The following is a 16,962-nucleotide window of genomic DNA, read 5'->3' as shown; positions in this document are numbered from 1 at the left end:
TCTTGGCATTCGCCGCTAACTGACACGACTAAGCGTCGGTTATCGTACAAGGAACCCGTAAGTCAGAGGGTCACGATCGTCCACAATCCAATTCGCAAAGCCGCAAACGAAAGCGTTGCCTTCGACCTCGGGGATGACGGCTTGGAAATCGCCCACAGTCGTCTCGCTCAGCACCCGTCCTTTGAACACCGTGCCGATGATGGACTCGTTCACGAGCGTGTCGCCCTTTCCCAACTGACCGCGCAGATACAGCTGAGCGACGCGTCCGCCGGTACCTGAGCCGGTCGGTGAACGGTCCACTTCGCGGTCGGCGAATACGCAGCAGTTGGCTTGTGTGGAACTGTCGCTTCGCGGTGCGTTAGCGATAATAGTCCCGTAGATATGGTTGATTTCAGGGATATCAGGGTGCACGACCGGGAACGCCTTGTTCGCAGCCTCCTTTACCTCTGCTCCAAAACGGATGAGTTCTTCCACCGAAGATTCACGAACTTCAAGCCCGTGTGGCTGACCATCGGTGTAAAAGTAGAATGCACCACCGAACGCAATATCGCCAGTCACCGGACCAAACGACGGCGTCTCGACCGTCACGTCCTGTTTCCAGATAAAAGACGGCACATTCACGAAACGAACATTGCCCGCATGCTCGCCGTCCCATTGCACGAATGCTTCGATGAACCCGCACGGCGCGTCGATACCTACGCGCGTTTCAGGTACTCGACGCTGCACCCAGCCAAGTTCGACCGCCGCCGTGGACAGCGCGATGACACCGTGTCCACAGTGGTCGCTGTAGCCTTCGTTGTGCAGGAAGATGATACCGAAATCCGCGTTCGGGCTAACCGGCTCCGTCAGGTAACCGCCGTACATGTCCGCATGACCGCGAGGCTCGAACATCAGGGCCGTGCGGATTTCGTCGGCGTTTTCTTTCAGCCATGCACGTCGCTTGACGATAGTGTCGCCAGGCAGGCGCGGCAAGCCACTGGTAACGATGCGGAATGCTTCACCGCCGGTGTGGACTTCAACAGTCGAGATGGTGCGGGTGATTTTCATGTCTGCTTCAGTGAAGTCGGTGGGTATCCTGCTTTTACTCGCCGTAGGGAACCGGCAAGCAATTTTAATCGGCGCTACTTACACGTCAGCGCCGACTTGACAGGCGTTTGCGCCGAGCGCTTTACGCGCCACGCGGCACGCGGCCAAGTCCCACGCAGCGCAGCCAACGCTCTTGAACAGAATCGGCGCACTCGGCTTCAGCTCGCCAGTCAGTGCCTTGGCAAGCGGAGAAACTGAGGCCCAGTTGACCTTGGCCTGGATAAGGTCGCCCGCTTCATGCTTTGCGCCGACGGGGTCATCTACAACCAAGAAACTTCCGTCGACGGTCTCCTTGCCGAGTTCCGCTGCGTCTGCCGTGAAAGCGCCGACGCCGACGACGAGACGGTCGGGGCGCGCCGACAACGTGTAGACCGGAGACTTGCTCGTTGTCAAGGTGACGACGACTTCAATGTCGTCGGGAAACACATCGCCATCAAGGACAGACAGGTTCGGTGCTACCGGCCGGCTCCGGGCCACAAAGGCCTCCGCGACTGCCTGGGAGCTACCCTTGACGAACAGTTTGGCTTCCGGGAAGGAGGCCGCGAAAGCTTCCGCGTGATTGGCCGCCTGTTTCCCGGTGCCGATGATGAGAATTTTGCGCGGAGCCATGCCATGCAGGGTCTGGATGCCCAGCACAGTGACCGCCGCCGTTCGCCGCCCGGTTACGGTCGGCCCGTCGAGCACGAACAACATTTCCCCGGTGTGCGCGTCGCATGCGATGACCTGACCATGGATGGTCGGAAGCTGGCGTTTTCCATTCGAAGGACACACGGTCACCAACTTATGGATGGCGATGTCTTTAGCACTTGCAGGCATCGACAGCATCAGGCCGCTTTCCTGCATCGGAATGGCCAGCCGCTCAGGACTCACGACGTGTCCCGCGCCATATTCGATGATGGTCTCCCGAAGCACGCGTACCAGCGAGGGATAGTCCAGGAGTGCAGCTGTTGCGTGGGCGTCGAAATTTCGGGTGCTGAGAGAGGTCATGTTCGGGTTCGCCTTTGGTGGGGTGGGCGCGACCGATGCCGCGCGCCAGCAGTTCACTCTGCGATTGGTTCGAGCAGTCGGCCGGCTTCCTTCATGCACACTCCGGCCTTGATGACCACGGGAATGTGTTCGCCTTGCCCCAGCAGAAGGGAAATGTCCTCAATCGGGTCACCGTCGACCACGATGAGGTCAGCCACGGCTCCGACGGCGACCGTTCCCCGCACGCCTGCTTCACCCGTAATTTCGGCGGCGACGCACGTAGCCGACCGGATGGCCTCAACGTTACCGACGATTTCTGCCCGAACCGCGAACTCGTCGGACTGGAAGCCGTGCAGCTCGCCCAGCATGTCTGAGCCGAAGCCGACCTTCACGCCTTCGCGCGCCATCAGCGCAAGTGCCTGCCGGCCGACGGAGCGTGCTCCCTCAATCTTTGCGAGCGACTCAGCGGGGAAACCAAGCGCGGGACCTTGTTCAATGAGACGGTCGAGAGTGGCGATGGTGGGCACAACCGCTACGCCACGCTCCGCGAGCAGACGGGCAGTCTCCTCGTCGATGAGGTTTCCGTGCTCGATACATTTCACCCCGCACTCGACGGCGCGCCGGACGGCACGAGCGGTGTAGGCGTGCGCCATCACGTAAGTCCCGGCAGCCTCCGCTTCCTGAACCGCGGCACGGATTTCATCTTCCGAATACTGGGTGTTGGTGATGGGGTCGTTGGGCGAAGCGACTCCGCCCGACGCCATTATCTTGATTTGGGAGGCACCTTTGAGGAGTTCTTCGCGTACTGCCAGGCGCATCGCCTCGACACCATCGACCACCCGGGCAATCGCTCCCTGACGTCCCAGGCACCCGCAGGCATCGTCAAGCTTGTCATTGCGCTGACGGAAGTCGCCGTGCCCACCGGTCTGCGATAACGCCTTGCCCGACGACAGGATACGCGGGCCCCAAAGCACGCCGCTGTTAACAGCATCGCACATTGCAAAGTCAGCGCCGCCTGCATCACGAACGGTGGTGAACCCGCGATTCAGCATTCCGCGCAGGATGGGCAACGTTTTAAGCGCCGCCAGGAAGTTTGGCATCATCGCATTAGCGCCCAGATTCGCATTCGACGCGACGACGTGGACATGCAGGTCGATGAAACCCGGCAGGACGGTACGCCCGGGAAGGTTCATTCTGCGGGCATCGGCAAACGACGACGGTATCTGTCCTATTGCCGCAATCCTCCCATCGGCGATGCAGACATTGGTGTTCGTCTGGCGTTTCTTCGTTGCGGGGTCGAAAATGTTCACCCCTTCGATAACCAACATGTTCATGTGAATTTCCTCAAGCCTGGTATGGCTTTGTCAGCAAGATGCCGAGCAGGCTAACCACCGCGGCGAAGATGATGTAATAAGACGCAGACCCGGCGTCGCCCGTGTGTTGGGTAAGCCAGGTGATGATGAAAGCGGCAAAGCCACCGAAGATGGTCACTGCGCCGTTGTAGGCCAAAGACAATCCGGTTGCACGGACACGGCTCGGGAACATTTCCGTGAAGAGAGCCAGAATCGGGCCGGTGTATGCCGCAATCAGCACGCCGAAAATCGCCTGGAAGGTCAGCAGAGTGGCAAAGTCGGGCGATTTAATCAGATGAGAGAACAGTGGATAGCTGGCAACCAGAATAACGAGCGCAGCAACCGACAGGACCCGCCGCTTGCCGACCTTATCGGACAGTGCCCCGAACACGGGCGCCATGACCATCAGCACGACACCGCTGACGACGCCCGACGTGAAGCCCTCACGCTGGGTCATGTGCAGATACTTCACAACATAAGTCGGGATGTAGAACAGGATGACGTACGTGCAGACGGTCCACAGTACGACCATCAGCAGGCTGGAGAGCACCTGGCGGGGATACTCGCGAATGACGTCACGCAGCGGCGTGTTGGTGTGGCGCTTCTCCGAAACGAACTCGGGCGTTTCTTCGATTTTCAGCCGAATGTAGTATCCAACCGGGGCCACCAGCATGCCGATGAAAAACGGAATACGCCATCCCCATGCGGTCAGCGAATCAGCCGACATGCTCGACGTGATGAGCGTACCGGTAAGGCTGCCGATGACCACGGCGAAACCGATACTCGTCTGAATCCAGCTCGAATAGAAAGCACGACGTTTAGCTGGAGCATGCTCGGTAAGGAACGCGGTAGCGCCGCCCATTTCACCGCCAGCGGACAGCCCCTGCAGCAATCGCGCGATGACGATAAGACACGGCGCGGCGATGCCGATAGATTGGTACGTAGGGGCGAAAGCGATGATGCCCGAGCCGAGCGCCATGATCAGCATGGCGAGCGACAGCGCTCGCTTGCGACCCACCTTGTCGCCGTAGATGCCGAACGCGATGCCGCCGAGCGGTCGCATCACGAAACCAACGCCAAAAGTTGCCAGCGATAGCAGCAGCGACGTTGTCTCGTTGCCTGCGGGGAAAAATAGCTTACCGATGGTCGCTGCGAAGAACGCGTACCCGGAAAAGTCGAACCATTCCAGACCGCTGCCAATGACAGTGGCAAAAATCGCCTTCCGGCGCGTCACCGTCCTTGTGGGCGGCTCGCCCATCAGTATGCCGTTTGATGCACTCGTTGCCATTTAGACCTCTCTGGATTGTCGCTTTGCGAGGCGAGCGTTCGCGATTCGTCACGCAATCAATGTAATTTTTGGCGTGACGACCGCATAACGCTAAATTCGCAAACGCGCTTGCAGAAAACGCAACCGCGTCCAGAGGCTTGCAACCGGGGACGTCAGGAAGCGGGGGTCTGGCTGACTACCCACTCGCGAAACCGACGGGCGGCGGGTGTTTCCGCACGCTCTGATGGCCAGGTGACAAAGTATGAGCCGCCCATTGAGGCGTGAGAGTCCGATGCCCTGACGAGCGCGCCGTGCTCGAGGAGCGGGTCGATAACCCGGTTCCAACCGAGCGCGACGCCCTTGCCATGCGTCGCGAGCTGCACAATGAGTGGGTAGCTGTTGACAATGATGGTTTGATTGAGCGCTGGTCGTTCAAGCCCCGCCTGTTCGAACCAGGTGTGCCAGGACATCCAGCTACGTTCCGCGTCCTCAAGAACAAGCAGCGTGCAGGATAGTAGTTCCACTGGCTTCAGCTTGCGCCCTTCAAGATAGGTCGGTGAACAAACCGGAAAGACCTCTTCGTCGAAGAGCTTGCGCGTATGCGTTCCATGAACCTCAGGGTTGCGCAGATAGAAAATGCCGACGTCGTACTCGGCAGGCGAGACGGCTCCAAAGTGGTCCCGCACAATGATGCGCAGGTCCACATCGGGATTCCCGTCGATAAACGAGCCGATTCTGGGCGCAAGCCAGAACACCGAGATTCCGGCCGTGCAGGACACCGTGAGGCGAGATTTGACGACGCGAGCCATCAGACTCGACGTCACGCTAGTGCACAGCTCCAACATGCGCCGAACATCCACCGCATAGGTTTCCCCTGCTGGTGTGAGCCTTAGGGCGTTGTGCTCCCGCACGAATAGTCGGCGCCCGAGAAATTCTTCGAGCTGAGATATCTGCCGACTCACGGCACTGGTGGACAGGTGCAGTTCCTGACCCGCGCGAGTGAAGCTGAGATAACGGGCGCTAGCTTCGAATGCTTGAAGACATGCGAGTGGAGGCAACGGAGTGAGAGCCATGGCGCGCGGCGGATTATCCTGGTTGTAGTAGAGCAACAGGATAGCCCAACGACGTCGGCTGATGGGTTGCGAGGGTCCTCGGAGACTCACGCCGTACAACCGTCGTCTCTAGATATAGCGATGCACACACGTAGCGATGCGCAACTGCTCTCGCGCATCCGCACGCTACATGCGAGCTCGCGCGGCACGTATGGGGCACCGCTATCCATGCGCAGCTCGCGCGCGAAGGCGTACACGTGGGGCCCAAGCGGGTGGTGCGCCACATGCGTATGGCGGGTTTGTGTGGGGCGAGCCGGCGGCGCTGGCCGCGCGCCACACGGCCACGCGCGGGCGGCCGACGTGCGCCTGATCTCCAGCGTCGTGGTCGTGACAGGCGACCCGCCGCCCGGCCGTGGACAACCCGCGATTCAAGCTTATCTGGAGGTGCCACACCGCATTAAACTCAACTGCAAATCTATCCGTCGAACCGGGTCAACCTCAGTCCGTATTGCGACAGGTCGGGAAAGTGAGCCTATGGCCCACGCAGACGGTGCGGGAAGTAGAGGACCGAAAATCTGCGCCCAACGTCGGGCTCAGCGCCGCTCATGGCAGCGACTCAGCGAGCGTGAGCCCGTGGAACCCGATTAGCGGAAGCCGTAGACAACGATCTTCTTCCCCTCGAAACTTTCTTGTACAGCCTGCTCGCAAAACTGCGGGCACGTTACCGAGCCGTCCCCGCTCGCGCCAGAGACGGTGACCGCCCTGTAGACCACGGATTCCACGAGCGTCCCGTCCGCAGCGACGACCATGTTCAGGTCAGTTTCGACTCCCGCCGGCACCGCTCCGCCAGCGGTATAGACGATTTTCATCGTGCCGGTGCAATCGGAGTTGACCGTGTATGTTCCGTTCTGGTTCGGATTGAAGGTCGTCAGGCCGCCTTTCGGCAGCCCACCGATCATGCCGAAGTCGGTGCGCGTAAAGCCGCCTGTGCCATCGAACGTCACGAGGGCGACGTCATCAAGAATCGACGTGGACGCATACGGAGAAACCTTATTGTTCGGTCCTATCAATCCGATGATTTCTCCGTGACCGGTAAATGCATACGGTCCTTTGAGCGTAGCGTTCGAGCAAAGGCCGTGTGAGCCGCCGTGTCCGTCGCGTCCGTCGTGTCCACCGGGACCCTCAGCCTGCGCGGCGCCGCCGAGTAAGAGGAGTGCCACTGCGGTTGCTGACCAAATGCTGACTCGTTTGATCTTCACGATAACCTCCCTGTCATCCAAACCAGACCGAAACATCACGGCGCGCGGGGGCCCATTGCCTCGCGGGATGAGGCGGCCGTGCGCCGTGCCGATGTTCAGAGCGAGCACGGGAGTGCTGTCTCAAGTTCGCATCGCAAGCACGAAGGCGATGTTCAATGGTGACTGAACAGGTTACTGGACACACGGCTTTGGTCTGCGGCTTGCGGCCAATGGCCGGACACCTCGGCAGATTGCCGCGTAGAAGCCATGGAGTGCCCCGCCTCCCCTTTCGGCGTATCTGCAACGCCTCCGACGTCCTGGGCAGCCGGTTCGGCCTGCGACGTTGCCGTCTTGTCCTGCGCCCACGACTGCGCCGGGACGAGGGCGACAAGCGCGCAAGCGGCAGCAATTCGGATTGTCTTCATGTCCATTTACTCCTGCAAAGTGAACTGCACGGTCAGAGCATGACTGGCCTCGAAGGCGGTCCCGGACGGCTGCTCGTCCGCGTAGGAGGCCTCGTGCCGGCATCGCTATGGCCATGCTGCGACGGGACCGCGAACAGAGCCATCGACGGCATCTGAAGAAATCGTTAACTCGTGCGGGCAACAGGGAAATCGGGCTCAAAAGAACAGGTTCAGTTCCCAATCCGGCGCGATAAAAAGACCCGGTCTGTGAGGTAACGATGACGCGATCGGCACGACGCTGAGCCGACGTCCGTTGACCAGTGCATGAAGACGCTTGGACGTCCGCGCGCACAGCGCAGGCGAGCGGCCGAAATTGGCCGAGATGAATTGGACACTGCCCTCCTTTCGGGAAGGCGGGCATGATCGAGGGCCTCCAGAACCGAACGCTTCAAGGATCAGGCCGGCCTCTTGCATACGGCGGTCGGGAAAACGCGTCACCGGAACGTCGCCCTTGGCCCAGTGCGGCGGACGGGTCGTCCGCCGGTGGCATGCGTAGCCATCCTAATAGCCGATACGCCTTTCCACCTCTCTGAACCGTCCCATCGATCGATAGCGATGGAACCATGCGTTCGTGCGGAGTTCACACAGGCGCGGCGAATGCTCGGCAAGTGCCGCACCGAGCCAATGGAACATCTCGTCCTGCTGGCCGAGCCTCGCGTAAATCTCGGCGAACAGGAACGGGGACGTATAGCTCCGCTGACGCCGCGACATCAGGTCCTGCAAATACCATTGCAGGACCTTCGCATAACCGCCCGAATCCCACACGCTTCGAATCGTCGATGCCCGTGTGAATTCGTTGCAGCGCGTGAGCGCATCGATCGTGGCTTCGATCGCTTCTTCGTACTGGCCGCGAACCTCGAAGGCGATTGCCAGCAGCTGATAAATCAGCGGCGAGCGGTTGCCATGTCCAGCCTTGATATATTCGCCGATGACGTCGTCATACCTGCCCGACTGTACCAGACCGAGCAGGCGCGAGCCTTCGAAGCCGAGCGGGTCGACCCTTTCGGCAAGCTCGAACTGCGCCCGTCCTTCCGCTTCTCGTCCGACCACGGTTAGAAGCCTTGCGTACAGGCGGCTCGTTTCGGCGTGGCTCGGATTGAGCCGTAATGCCTCAAGAAATTCCTCCTCGGCCCGGCGCCAGTCCCAGTCGTAGAAGTAGTGCACGCCGGCGAGTGCCTGATGGGCTTCGGGCAGGTTCGGGTCGAGTTCAAGTGCTCGCAGCGCAGCCTCGCGCGCCTTGGGATAGCCTTGCGACGGCGCATAGAATCCGTGTGTCGCGGTCGAGCCGAAAATGTTCGACAGGCCGACATAGCCGAGCGCGTAGGTTGGGTCGAGGTCGACGGCGGTTTCAAAATAGCCGTGCGCGCGAATGAAGTCTTCGTCGCTCAATCCGTGGTGGGCGGCAAACCCCGCGTCGAAGTGAACTCGCCGGGTCCAGTAGTAGCGCCCACGCAGGTAAGCGTCGTGCGCCGAAGGATCGACGGGCAAGCGCCTCGCCAGCCTGTGCTGCTGTTGCTCCGCGAGCGCTGGCGAGACCTCCTGGGCCAACGCGGCGCCCACTTCCTTTTGAATATCAAGCGCACCTTTTGCGATCGGTTCATGAGCGCGGCTCCATATCTGGACCTGATCGAAAGAACGTATCAGTTGCGCCAGAATGCGGATTCTTGCGCCCTCACGCGTCAGCGCGCCTTCGAGCACGTAATCGACGGTCAACTCATGCGCGATCTCGGAGATACTCTTTGCGGACCGCCGATAGCATGCAGCGGTCGTCCTGGCGATGACCAGGATCTGTTCCGGGTAGAGAATGCCGATGTTGGCCGAAGTCTCGTCCGCGACGGCGGAACAGAAACCGTCGAGGCTGGCATCGTCCGTCTTGTTCTCGAACGGCAGTACGAGCACGCGAACGGCCGGCGCAGAACCGGTCGGCGCCTCACGGTCCGGAAGCCGGATGCCGTCGAGCCGATAGCCCTTGCCTTTGACAGTCATGAGGTACCTGGGACTCTCGGGGTCCTCGCCCAGCGCGACGCGGATCTTACGGATCGCTGTATTGATGCTGTTGTCGGTTTCGCGATACGTGTTCGTGCCCCAGAGTGCCCTCACAATGTCGGCACGGGTGACCAGTTGCCCGTGACGCGACGCCATCAGCATCAGCAGTTCCATTGGCAGCCGCTCGAGTCGCACCATCTCGCCGCCGCGACGCAATTCGTAGCGCTGGACGTCAAGCTCCACGTCAGTCATCCTGATACCCTCTTGCGAACTCATGCGCGCTCCTTGCGGTGAGAGCGCCTGCTTGCCTCCTCGGCGTCACCTCGCCGCGGCAGGCTACGCATTCCGAAGGACGCGGCGAATGCGAATGCGGCACACGCGACAAGCGGCAGCGCGGGACTCCAGTGAGCATGTGCGGCGGCGATATGAGCGGCGAGAGGAGTGAGGCCGAGCGAGGCAGCCAGCCCGAGGTTCATGGCCGTCGCGAGGCCGCTAAATCTGACGTCGACGGGAAACATTTCGGCGATTGCGCACGCGTAGACCCCGTTTGCCAGTGAAGCCACCGCGCCGGCAAGCAAGAACCAGGCAGTCAGGTCTACGTGATAACGGGCGGCCGCCATGAAGAAGATCGGCGTGAATAGAGCCGACAGGACGGTCCCCGCCCTGAACACGTAGTGTCGCGGCAACAGGTCGCCAGCATAGGACGTGACGAGAATGCAAGCCGCAACGGCAATCAGATAAAAGGTCTGCGCGCTCGCAATTTCCCGAGCTTCGTAGTGAAGTCCTTGCAGATAACTTGGCATGAACCCGATGAACATGCCACTCGATGCACCCACCAGCGAGCACGCGGCAACACCCGTGACGACTGGCTTGAGATGGCTGCGAAACAGCACGGCCAGCGGTTCACGGTGCCGAGCGCCGATGGCCTGCGCGTACTCATCGGTTTCTGCGAGCGTACGGCGCAACGCGAAGCTCAACAGGCCCACCATGCCGCCAATAAGGAAGCCGATGCGCCATCCCGATGCGCTGATCCGCTCGCTGGTGAGCGTGCTTTGCACCACCATGTTGACGGTCGTGGCCAACAGCAACGCAAGATTGACCGCAACAAAGACGATGCCGCAGACGAACCCTCGCCTCATGCGCGTGGTCTCTACGGCATAGATGACAGCGCCGGGCAGTTCGCCGCCCAGACACAAGCCCTGAACGAGCCGTAACGTTAAAAGAAGGACCGAGGCAGTCACGCCCCAGAAGGCGTATGAAGGAAGCATTCCAATCAGGAGCGTGGAAACGGCCGCGATCATCGCCGACGATATGAACACCATGCGCCGGCCATACCTGTCGCCAAAATGACCGAGGACGATGCCTCCGAGAGGCCTCGACAGGTAGCCTGCCGCCAGCACCGTGAACGACAGCGTCTGCCCCGATACGCCCATTTGTCGCGGAAAGAACTCGGCGCCGATATTTTGGGCAAAAAACCCGTAGATCACGAAGTCGAAGACTTCGAGCGCGCCGCCCGTGCTCGCGACCAGAATCGTCCAGCGATGACGGACAGTGACTGGCCTGATTCGGTCCGGGAGCGAATCGTCAAGCATGGCCCTCCCCCGCTTTGTCAAGGACGGCGTCCAACCTCTGCATGGCCGGGCAACACGGATACGCCTGAGCTGCCGCTTCGCGCACTGAATATTCATTCTGGACGACAATCGGCCGCGGAGAAAGCCCGATCGCAAGGGAAGTGCTGAGCGCGAATGGCGCCGGTCCCGCTGCTGAAGGTGCGCGAGGAGCGGCTAACGCGAGATCGGGCAAGTCAATGACCGCTTAACGTGGGCCTATTACGGCCATTGATCCGCGCTCTCGCGAGGATGCTCGAACGTCGGCTCAAGCTTGCGGATTCAACCGGTCGATGCAACACGATCGAAGCTGCGTGAGAAGCAGGAGTGTTGCAGATGAAGGACAGAACCCGGACCCCGCCAGAAATCGCACGAAAGGAACGAATGCCCCAAAGGGCGCAAAGCCGGGTCCGTGAATCAACAGGCAGCTTGCATAAATTCGAAGGGGACCCAACGCTCGTGCGCCCCTCCTTCAGGCATCTACCTGTCCGCTATGTTTCTGATTTGTGTTTAAACAAATCGACAAGGCTAGGAAGCGGTTCGGTTACCCGCTGTTGCGTCACAACAAGGTCAACGTTTCCCCGCACTAAATCTCGACGGCTCGCTCCGCCACCGCCGCCTTCCACCCCGCGCGCGCCTCGACCCACTCCGCGAGCGCTAGCAACTGCGCATCGCCGTGCGCGGCGCCAACAAGTTGCGCACCAAGCGGCAGGCCAGCGGGCCCGAACCCCACCGGAACAGTCACGGCTGGTACACCTAGATACGTCCACGGCGCGCAGAACGAGGCATCGCCGGTGAATTCAAGTCCACGCGGCGGCTCGCCCGTTGCGGGCGCAACAAGCAGCGCATCGAGCCCCATCGTCTGCGCCAGCCATGCGTCAAAGCGCAGCGCCATCGGAACCTGCCATGCCTTGATCCGCGCATAAGTCGTGGCGTGCAGCGCGCGCCCTTCTTCGATAAGACCGCGCATCGGAGCACTGACGAGTTCCGGCGTGCGATCGACCAGATTGCCGTGCGTGATCGCCGCTTCCACCGACATCAGTTGCAGCGCGTAAGCCGGCGTCTCGAACAACTCAGCCGGAAGATCGACCGTGACGATCTCAGCCCCGTCACGCGCCAGGCGGGTCGCAAGCCCCTCGAGCGCCGCCTGCTGCGCGGGTTCGACAGCGCCGCCCACCTGCCGTCTCAACACACCGATCCGCCGCCCCCCAGGCCGATCCGCTTTTAACGCGATATGCGAAACATGCGGGTCGCTCGTGTCCGTACCGGACACGAGCTTCAGCGTGTACGCGATGTCCGCCACCCGCCTCGCAAACAGCCCAACGTGGTCGAGCGACCACGCGAGCGGCAATACGCCTGTGCGCGCAATCGCACCGTACGTGGGCATGAAGCCGACGATCCCGCAATACGCCGCGGGCCGGATGACGGAGCCCTGGGTCTGCGTGCCGAACGCAAGCGGTACGATGCCGGCGGCAACGGCCGCCGCCGATCCGCTCGACGATCCGCCCGGCGTGTACGCGCTATTCCACGGATTGACGGTCGGCCCAGGATTGCGCCATGCGAATTCCGTAGTCACAGTCTTGCCGAGAATCGACGCGCCGGCCGCGCGCAGACGCGCCACGACCCACGCATCGTGCTCGGGGCGTCGCCCCTTGTACGCGGCGGAGTTGAACTCGGTAGGCATGTCGGCGGTGTCGATGACGTCCTTCACCGCGACAGGCACACCCGCGAGCGGCGCAACTCGATCCGCACGGTTGAAGGACGGTGTGTCCGGCAAATAGCAGAAAGCGCGCAATCGGGATTGCGAATCTCTCGCTGCGTCGAACGCGCGGGAAACGTAATGCTCGAGGCCGACCTCGCCTGACGCGACGGCAGCGCGGATTTCCTCCACGGTCGAAGATTCGTAGAACATGGTCATGGAAGTCTTGGATTCCTGATTCATTTGGCAGCAAGCGCCGGCTGGATGAAGGTATGGACGATGAAGGCATCGTACTTCGGCTGCGCTTTCAGGTTGCCGAGGGCAATCTGTGTATCCATCGCAACCTTGAGCGCCTGGGGCGTAATGTCGACACTCTTCGGATATACGCCCTCGGTTAGCATGCGCTTGACGGCCGCATCGACCACGACGGGGTCGAGCGTCGGAAACTCCTTGCGCGCGATAGCAGCCGTTTCAGCAGGATTGCTTTGCATGTACGACAGCGCCCCCTGCAAGCCCTTTACGAAGCGCGCGGCGGCATCGGGGTCGACGCTCCGTTTGGCCGTGATCGACGAAAATGCGTACTCGCCATAGTGCTGCGGAAAGCCGAGCACGACTTTCATACCCTTCGCGACTGCCTGATCGAGGCCCGGCTCATACATTACCGCGATCTTCGCCTGTGCGGCCACCAGCGGCCCGATTTCAGAGCCAAGCGGGACCTGAATCAGCTTGACGTCGCTTTGCGACATGCCGTTTTCCTTCAACAGCTTGAAGAACAGTGACGTGCTGGTGGTCGGCATCTGCCCCGACACCACGACCTGATCCTTGACGTCCTTGACGCTGTTAAATTTCACACCGGGCGCAACGGCAATCCACACCGCCGCGCCATTGACCACGTTCGCAATCACGTCGACGTCCGCGCCCTTCTCGGCCGCAACAGCCGTCCACTCTGGGCCATGCAGCGAGAATTCGGCGCTTCCCGAGAGCACCGCCGATAGCGCCGCGCTCGGACTGCCCGCCGTCTGCTTGGTGACGTCGAGTCCTTCTCTGGCGAAGAAGCCACCGTCGATCGCAACATAGAGCGGCAGATAGAGCATCGACTGGAAGGCCTGCGAGATGGTGACTTTCTTGTCGGCGGCGAGCGCCGGCACCGAAACCGATGCGGCAGCGAGTGCAAAGGCAGTGGTCAGTGCCCCGAGTGCTTTTCTTGCGTTCATGCCATCGTCCTGTATTAAATGAAGAGATTCGACAATATGGAATACGTTCAGACCTTCAGACCTTCAGCGAGCTGGCATTCGACGCCTGCCGCCACGGCAGCAGCTTGCGTTCGATCGTGTCGATCAGGAAGTAGAGAACGAAGCCGATCGCCATCAGCACGAAGAGTCCCGCCCACACCGTGTTGAGGTCGTACAGGCTCGACGCGGTGAAAATCATGTGTCCGAGCCCCTTCTCCGACGAGATAAACTCGCCCACGACCGCGCCGACGAGACCGAATCCGACGTTGATGCGGAACGTCGAGATCACATACGGAAGCGTGAACGGCACCACCACCTTCATGAACACGTCGTTCTTCTGGGCGCCGAGCGTGACGAGCAGCGCCTGCAGATCCGGATCGGCGTCTTTCGCCGCTTCATAGGCCGCGATCAGCGCGACGATGGCCGTCAGCGAAATCGCGAGCGCGACCTTCGATACGAGGCCGGTGCCGAACCACAGGATCACGATCGGTGCGAACGCGATCTTCGGCACGCTGTTGATCGCGACGATGAACGGTTCGATCAGCCGCGCGACGAACGGCGAGTACCAGAGCGCGAGTCCGCATACCGAGCCGACCGCCGTGCCGCACACGAAGCCGAGAATTGCTTCGAAAAGCGTGTAGCCGGTATCGATGAAGAGTTGACCGGACTGCATGTCGCGCACCAGCGCTGCGAAGATTTTCGACGGCGAGCCGACCAGAAAATTCGACACCCAGCCTGCGCGCGCCGCACCCTCCCATACCGCAAAGAACGCAATGACGGCCAGCAGTTGCAAAAGCGCCCGACCCCAGCCGCTATCCAGCGCGAGCCGTGATCGTGCTTTCGCTGCACGCTGTTGCGCCACCGGTTTATCGATCGAAACGGATTGCGTCATGCTGCCCTCACCTCGGTCTGGATATCGAGTTCGCCGCACAACGCGTGGAAGTAACCCGCGAAGTTCGGATCGCTGCGCGCGCCGATCGGTGTTCGGGCGGCGATGTCGATGTCGTAGATCTTCTTCACTTGCGAAGGCCGGCCGCCGAGCACGACCACGCGTTTCGACAACGCTACGGCTTCATCGATGTCGTGCGTCACGAGCACCACCGTCTTGTTGAACGTTTCCACGGCTTCCATCAGCACACCTTCCAGATAGAGCCGCGTCTGATAGTCGAGTGCCGAGAACGGCTCGTCGAGCAGGATGATGTCGGGGTCGTTGATGAGCGTGCGAATCAACGCCACGCGCTGACGCATGCCGCCCGACAGCATGCGCGGGTACGCATTTTCGAAACCCGCGAGACCGTATGTGTTGAGGTACTCCATCGCCATCTCGCGTGCTTGCGCCGCCGGCATCTTCTTCAGTTCCGGCCCGATCAGCACATTCTCCAGGACGGTGCGCCACGGCAGCAGCAGGTCCCGCTGCATCATGTAGCCAACCCTGCCGCGCAGGCTTTCAATGGGCCGCCCGCGATACACGATCTCACCGCTATCGGACTCGAGCAGCCCCGCGATGATATTGAAGACAGTTGTCTTGCCGCAGCCCGAAGGCCCGATGATGCTGACGAAATCTCGCTCGTGAATATCGAAGGTGAGTCCACCTAGCACATCGACCGAGCGCATCTTGTTCGAAAACGATTTGCGGATATTGCGTAAAGCCAGCTGAACGGACATAGGTGTTCCTCAATGGCAATCAGTCAAGCAAGGGGCCAGCGAATGGAGCCCTCAAAAGCGTTGCGCAGCCGCAAGAAAACGGCGGCGCATCGGCTTGAGCACCGCAATCGCGAGCACCGCGGTGACAATGTCGAGCGTGATCGCCGCGCCGAACACCGGCAACCAGCTACCCGCGTGCTGATGCATCAGCGCCGCGAGCGGGCCGCCCAAAATCGAGCCGATGCCCTGCGAAATGTAGAGCCAGCCATAGTTTTCCGTGGCATGCCGCGTGCCGAACGTGTCGGTCAGCGTCGCCGGGAACAGCGAGAAGATTTCGCCCCAGCCGAAGAACACCACGCCCGAGAGCAACACGAACAGCACCGCGTTATCGCGCGTGAACAGCCACAGCGCCATCGCGATGCCTTCCAGGGCGAACGCGAAGAACATCGTGTTTTCGCGGCCGAGTCTGTCGGACACCCAGCCGAACAGCGGCCGCGTGAGCCCGTTCGTGAAGCGATCGATCGTCAACGCAAGCGGAAGCGCCGCCATGCCGAACACAAGCACCTTGGTCACGCCGAAATCGGCGGCGAAGGTAGCCATTTGCGACGTGACCATCAGGCCGGAGGTCGACATCATCGTCATCATGGCGAACATCAGCCAGAAGATCGGCGTCCGCAGCGCCTGTGACGGCCGCAGATTCGCCACCGCCGACCCGGCGTCATTCACATTGCCGCCGGCGGCACCATGCGCGGGCGGCACACGCAGGCCCTGCGATGCCAGCAGCCCCACCACTGCGAACGCGATGCCGAACATCCACAGCGTGGCCTCGACACCGCGCGCCTGCAACGACGCCGCGATCGGAAACGTCGTGACGATCGCGCCCATGCCATAGCCGGCGGCGACAGCGCCCGCCGCAAAGCCTCGCTGCGCGGGGAACCAGCGCACCATCAGCCCGACAACACCGACATACACGATGCCCGTGCCAAGGCCGCCGATCGCGCCATAGGTCAGATAGAGCATCGGCGCACTCTGGACCTGCGAGGCGAACACCCAGCTCAGGCCGGACATCACCGTGCCGAACGAAATCAGCGTGCGCGGACCGAAGCGGTCGATCAGCTTGCCTTGAAACGGCGAAAAGAACGTCTGCAGAATGATCAGCAACGAGAACGTCACCTGCAGTTCAGGCAACGCAATGCCCAGTTTCGCGGCGAGCGGTTTGGTCATCAACGTCCAGACGTATTGCGGACTCGAGATCGCCATCATGCAGACGAGACCCAGCCCAAGTTGAATCCAGCGGTTATGCGTGGCGGACGTCGAGGCATTCTCGATACCCGGCGCCATCGGTTGCAAGCGTGTGTTCATGGTGTTC

The 16,962-nt window shown here is 61.2% G+C and carries 15 protein-coding genes; 1 reads left to right on the top strand and 14 read right to left on the bottom strand.

Going from position 1 to position 16,962, the window contains the following annotated elements; translation table 11 throughout:
- Positions 1 to 39: 39 nt before the first annotated feature.
- The 5 genes from lhpH to HV770_RS19865 all read right to left on the bottom strand — a co-directional run bounded on the left by lhpH (position 40) and on the right by HV770_RS19865 (position 5,744).
- On the bottom strand, positions 40 to 1,047 hold the full coding sequence (gene lhpH / locus HV770_RS19885; RefSeq protein ID WP_175162259.1) for a trans-3-hydroxy-L-proline dehydratase: 1,008 nt from the start codon (positions 1,045 to 1,047) through the stop codon (positions 40 to 42).
- Between the two features lie 78 nt (positions 1,048 to 1,125).
- On the bottom strand, positions 1,126 to 2,073 hold the full coding sequence (gene lhpI / locus HV770_RS19880; RefSeq protein WP_175162256.1) for a bifunctional Delta(1)-pyrroline-2-carboxylate/Delta(1)-piperideine-2-carboxylate reductase: 948 nt from the start codon (positions 2,071 to 2,073) through the stop codon (positions 1,126 to 1,128).
- A gap of 53 nt (positions 2,074 to 2,126) precedes the next feature.
- Complete coding sequence (locus HV770_RS19875) at positions 2,127 to 3,386, bottom strand: metal-dependent hydrolase family protein (protein WP_175162254.1); 1,260 nt, start codon at positions 3,384 to 3,386, stop codon at positions 2,127 to 2,129.
- Positions 3,387 to 3,396: 10 nt separating this feature from the next.
- Positions 3,397 to 4,692, bottom strand: a complete 1,296-nt coding sequence (locus HV770_RS19870) for an MFS transporter (RefSeq protein WP_246291031.1) — start codon at positions 4,690 to 4,692, stop codon at positions 3,397 to 3,399.
- Between the two features lie 152 nt (positions 4,693 to 4,844).
- Positions 4,845 to 5,744 carry a LysR substrate-binding domain-containing protein gene (locus HV770_RS19865; RefSeq protein ID WP_175162381.1) on the bottom strand — a complete coding sequence of 300 codons (900 nt, stop codon included), beginning with the start codon at positions 5,742 to 5,744 and terminating at the stop codon, positions 4,845 to 4,847.
- Between the two features lie 203 nt (positions 5,745 to 5,947).
- On the opposite strand from HV770_RS19865, the gene HV770_RS39790 reads away from it, so the two are divergent.
- Positions 5,948 to 6,184: an IS3 family transposase gene (locus tag HV770_RS39790; RefSeq protein WP_425497455.1), complete on the top strand. Its 237-nt coding sequence runs from the start codon at positions 5,948 to 5,950 to the stop codon at positions 6,182 to 6,184.
- A 183-nt stretch (positions 6,185 to 6,367) separates the two neighbouring features.
- On the opposite strand, the gene HV770_RS19855 is transcribed toward HV770_RS39790, so the two are convergent.
- The 9 genes from HV770_RS19855 to oxlT all read right to left on the bottom strand — a co-directional run bounded on the left by HV770_RS19855 (position 6,368) and on the right by oxlT (position 16,955).
- Positions 6,368 to 6,982 (bottom strand): hypothetical protein, encoded by a 615-nt coding sequence (locus tag HV770_RS19855; protein ID WP_175162250.1) that lies wholly within the window; start codon positions 6,980 to 6,982, stop codon positions 6,368 to 6,370.
- Between the two features lie 152 nt (positions 6,983 to 7,134).
- On the bottom strand, positions 7,135 to 7,386 hold the full coding sequence (locus HV770_RS19850) for a hypothetical protein (RefSeq protein WP_175162248.1): 252 nt from the start codon (positions 7,384 to 7,386) through the stop codon (positions 7,135 to 7,137).
- A 540-nt stretch (positions 7,387 to 7,926) separates the two neighbouring features.
- Complete coding sequence (locus HV770_RS19845; RefSeq protein WP_175162246.1) at positions 7,927 to 9,687, bottom strand: winged helix-turn-helix domain-containing protein; 1,761 nt, start codon at positions 9,685 to 9,687, stop codon at positions 7,927 to 7,929.
- Positions 9,684 to 11,138, bottom strand: a complete 1,455-nt coding sequence (locus HV770_RS19840) for an MFS transporter (RefSeq protein ID WP_246291029.1) — start codon at positions 11,136 to 11,138, stop codon at positions 9,684 to 9,686. The genes HV770_RS19845 and HV770_RS19840 overlap by 4 nt, the downstream gene beginning before the upstream one ends.
- A gap of 466 nt (positions 11,139 to 11,604) precedes the next feature.
- Entirely contained in the window at positions 11,605 to 12,960 is a 1,356-nt protein-coding gene (locus HV770_RS19835; protein WP_246291027.1) for an amidase, read from the bottom strand.
- A complete protein-coding gene (locus tag HV770_RS19830; RefSeq protein WP_175162244.1) occupies positions 12,957 to 13,931 on the bottom strand; it encodes an ABC transporter substrate-binding protein in 975 nt (324 codons plus the stop codon). The genes HV770_RS19835 and HV770_RS19830 overlap by 4 nt, the downstream gene beginning before the upstream one ends.
- Positions 13,932 to 13,986: 55 nt before the next feature.
- Positions 13,987 to 14,841: an ABC transporter permease gene (locus HV770_RS19825; protein WP_175162242.1), complete on the bottom strand. Its 855-nt coding sequence runs from the start codon at positions 14,839 to 14,841 to the stop codon at positions 13,987 to 13,989.
- Positions 14,838 to 15,614 carry an ABC transporter ATP-binding protein gene (locus HV770_RS19820; RefSeq protein ID WP_175162240.1) on the bottom strand — a complete coding sequence of 259 codons (777 nt, stop codon included), beginning with the start codon at positions 15,612 to 15,614 and terminating at the stop codon, positions 14,838 to 14,840. Before HV770_RS19820 ends, HV770_RS19825 begins: the two co-directional genes overlap by 4 nt.
- A gap of 51 nt (positions 15,615 to 15,665) precedes the next feature.
- Positions 15,666 to 16,955: an oxalate/formate MFS antiporter gene (gene oxlT / locus HV770_RS19815; RefSeq protein ID WP_175162238.1), complete on the bottom strand. Its 1,290-nt coding sequence runs from the start codon at positions 16,953 to 16,955 to the stop codon at positions 15,666 to 15,668.
- Positions 16,956 to 16,962: the final 7 nt, after the last annotated feature.

The organism is Paraburkholderia fynbosensis (assembly GCF_902859935.1).
Classification (GTDB): Bacteria; Pseudomonadota; Gammaproteobacteria; order Burkholderiales; family Burkholderiaceae; genus Paraburkholderia; species Paraburkholderia fynbosensis.
The sequence above is the reverse complement of the archived record's forward strand: the minus strand, read 5'-3'. Positions and strand labels throughout refer to the sequence as shown.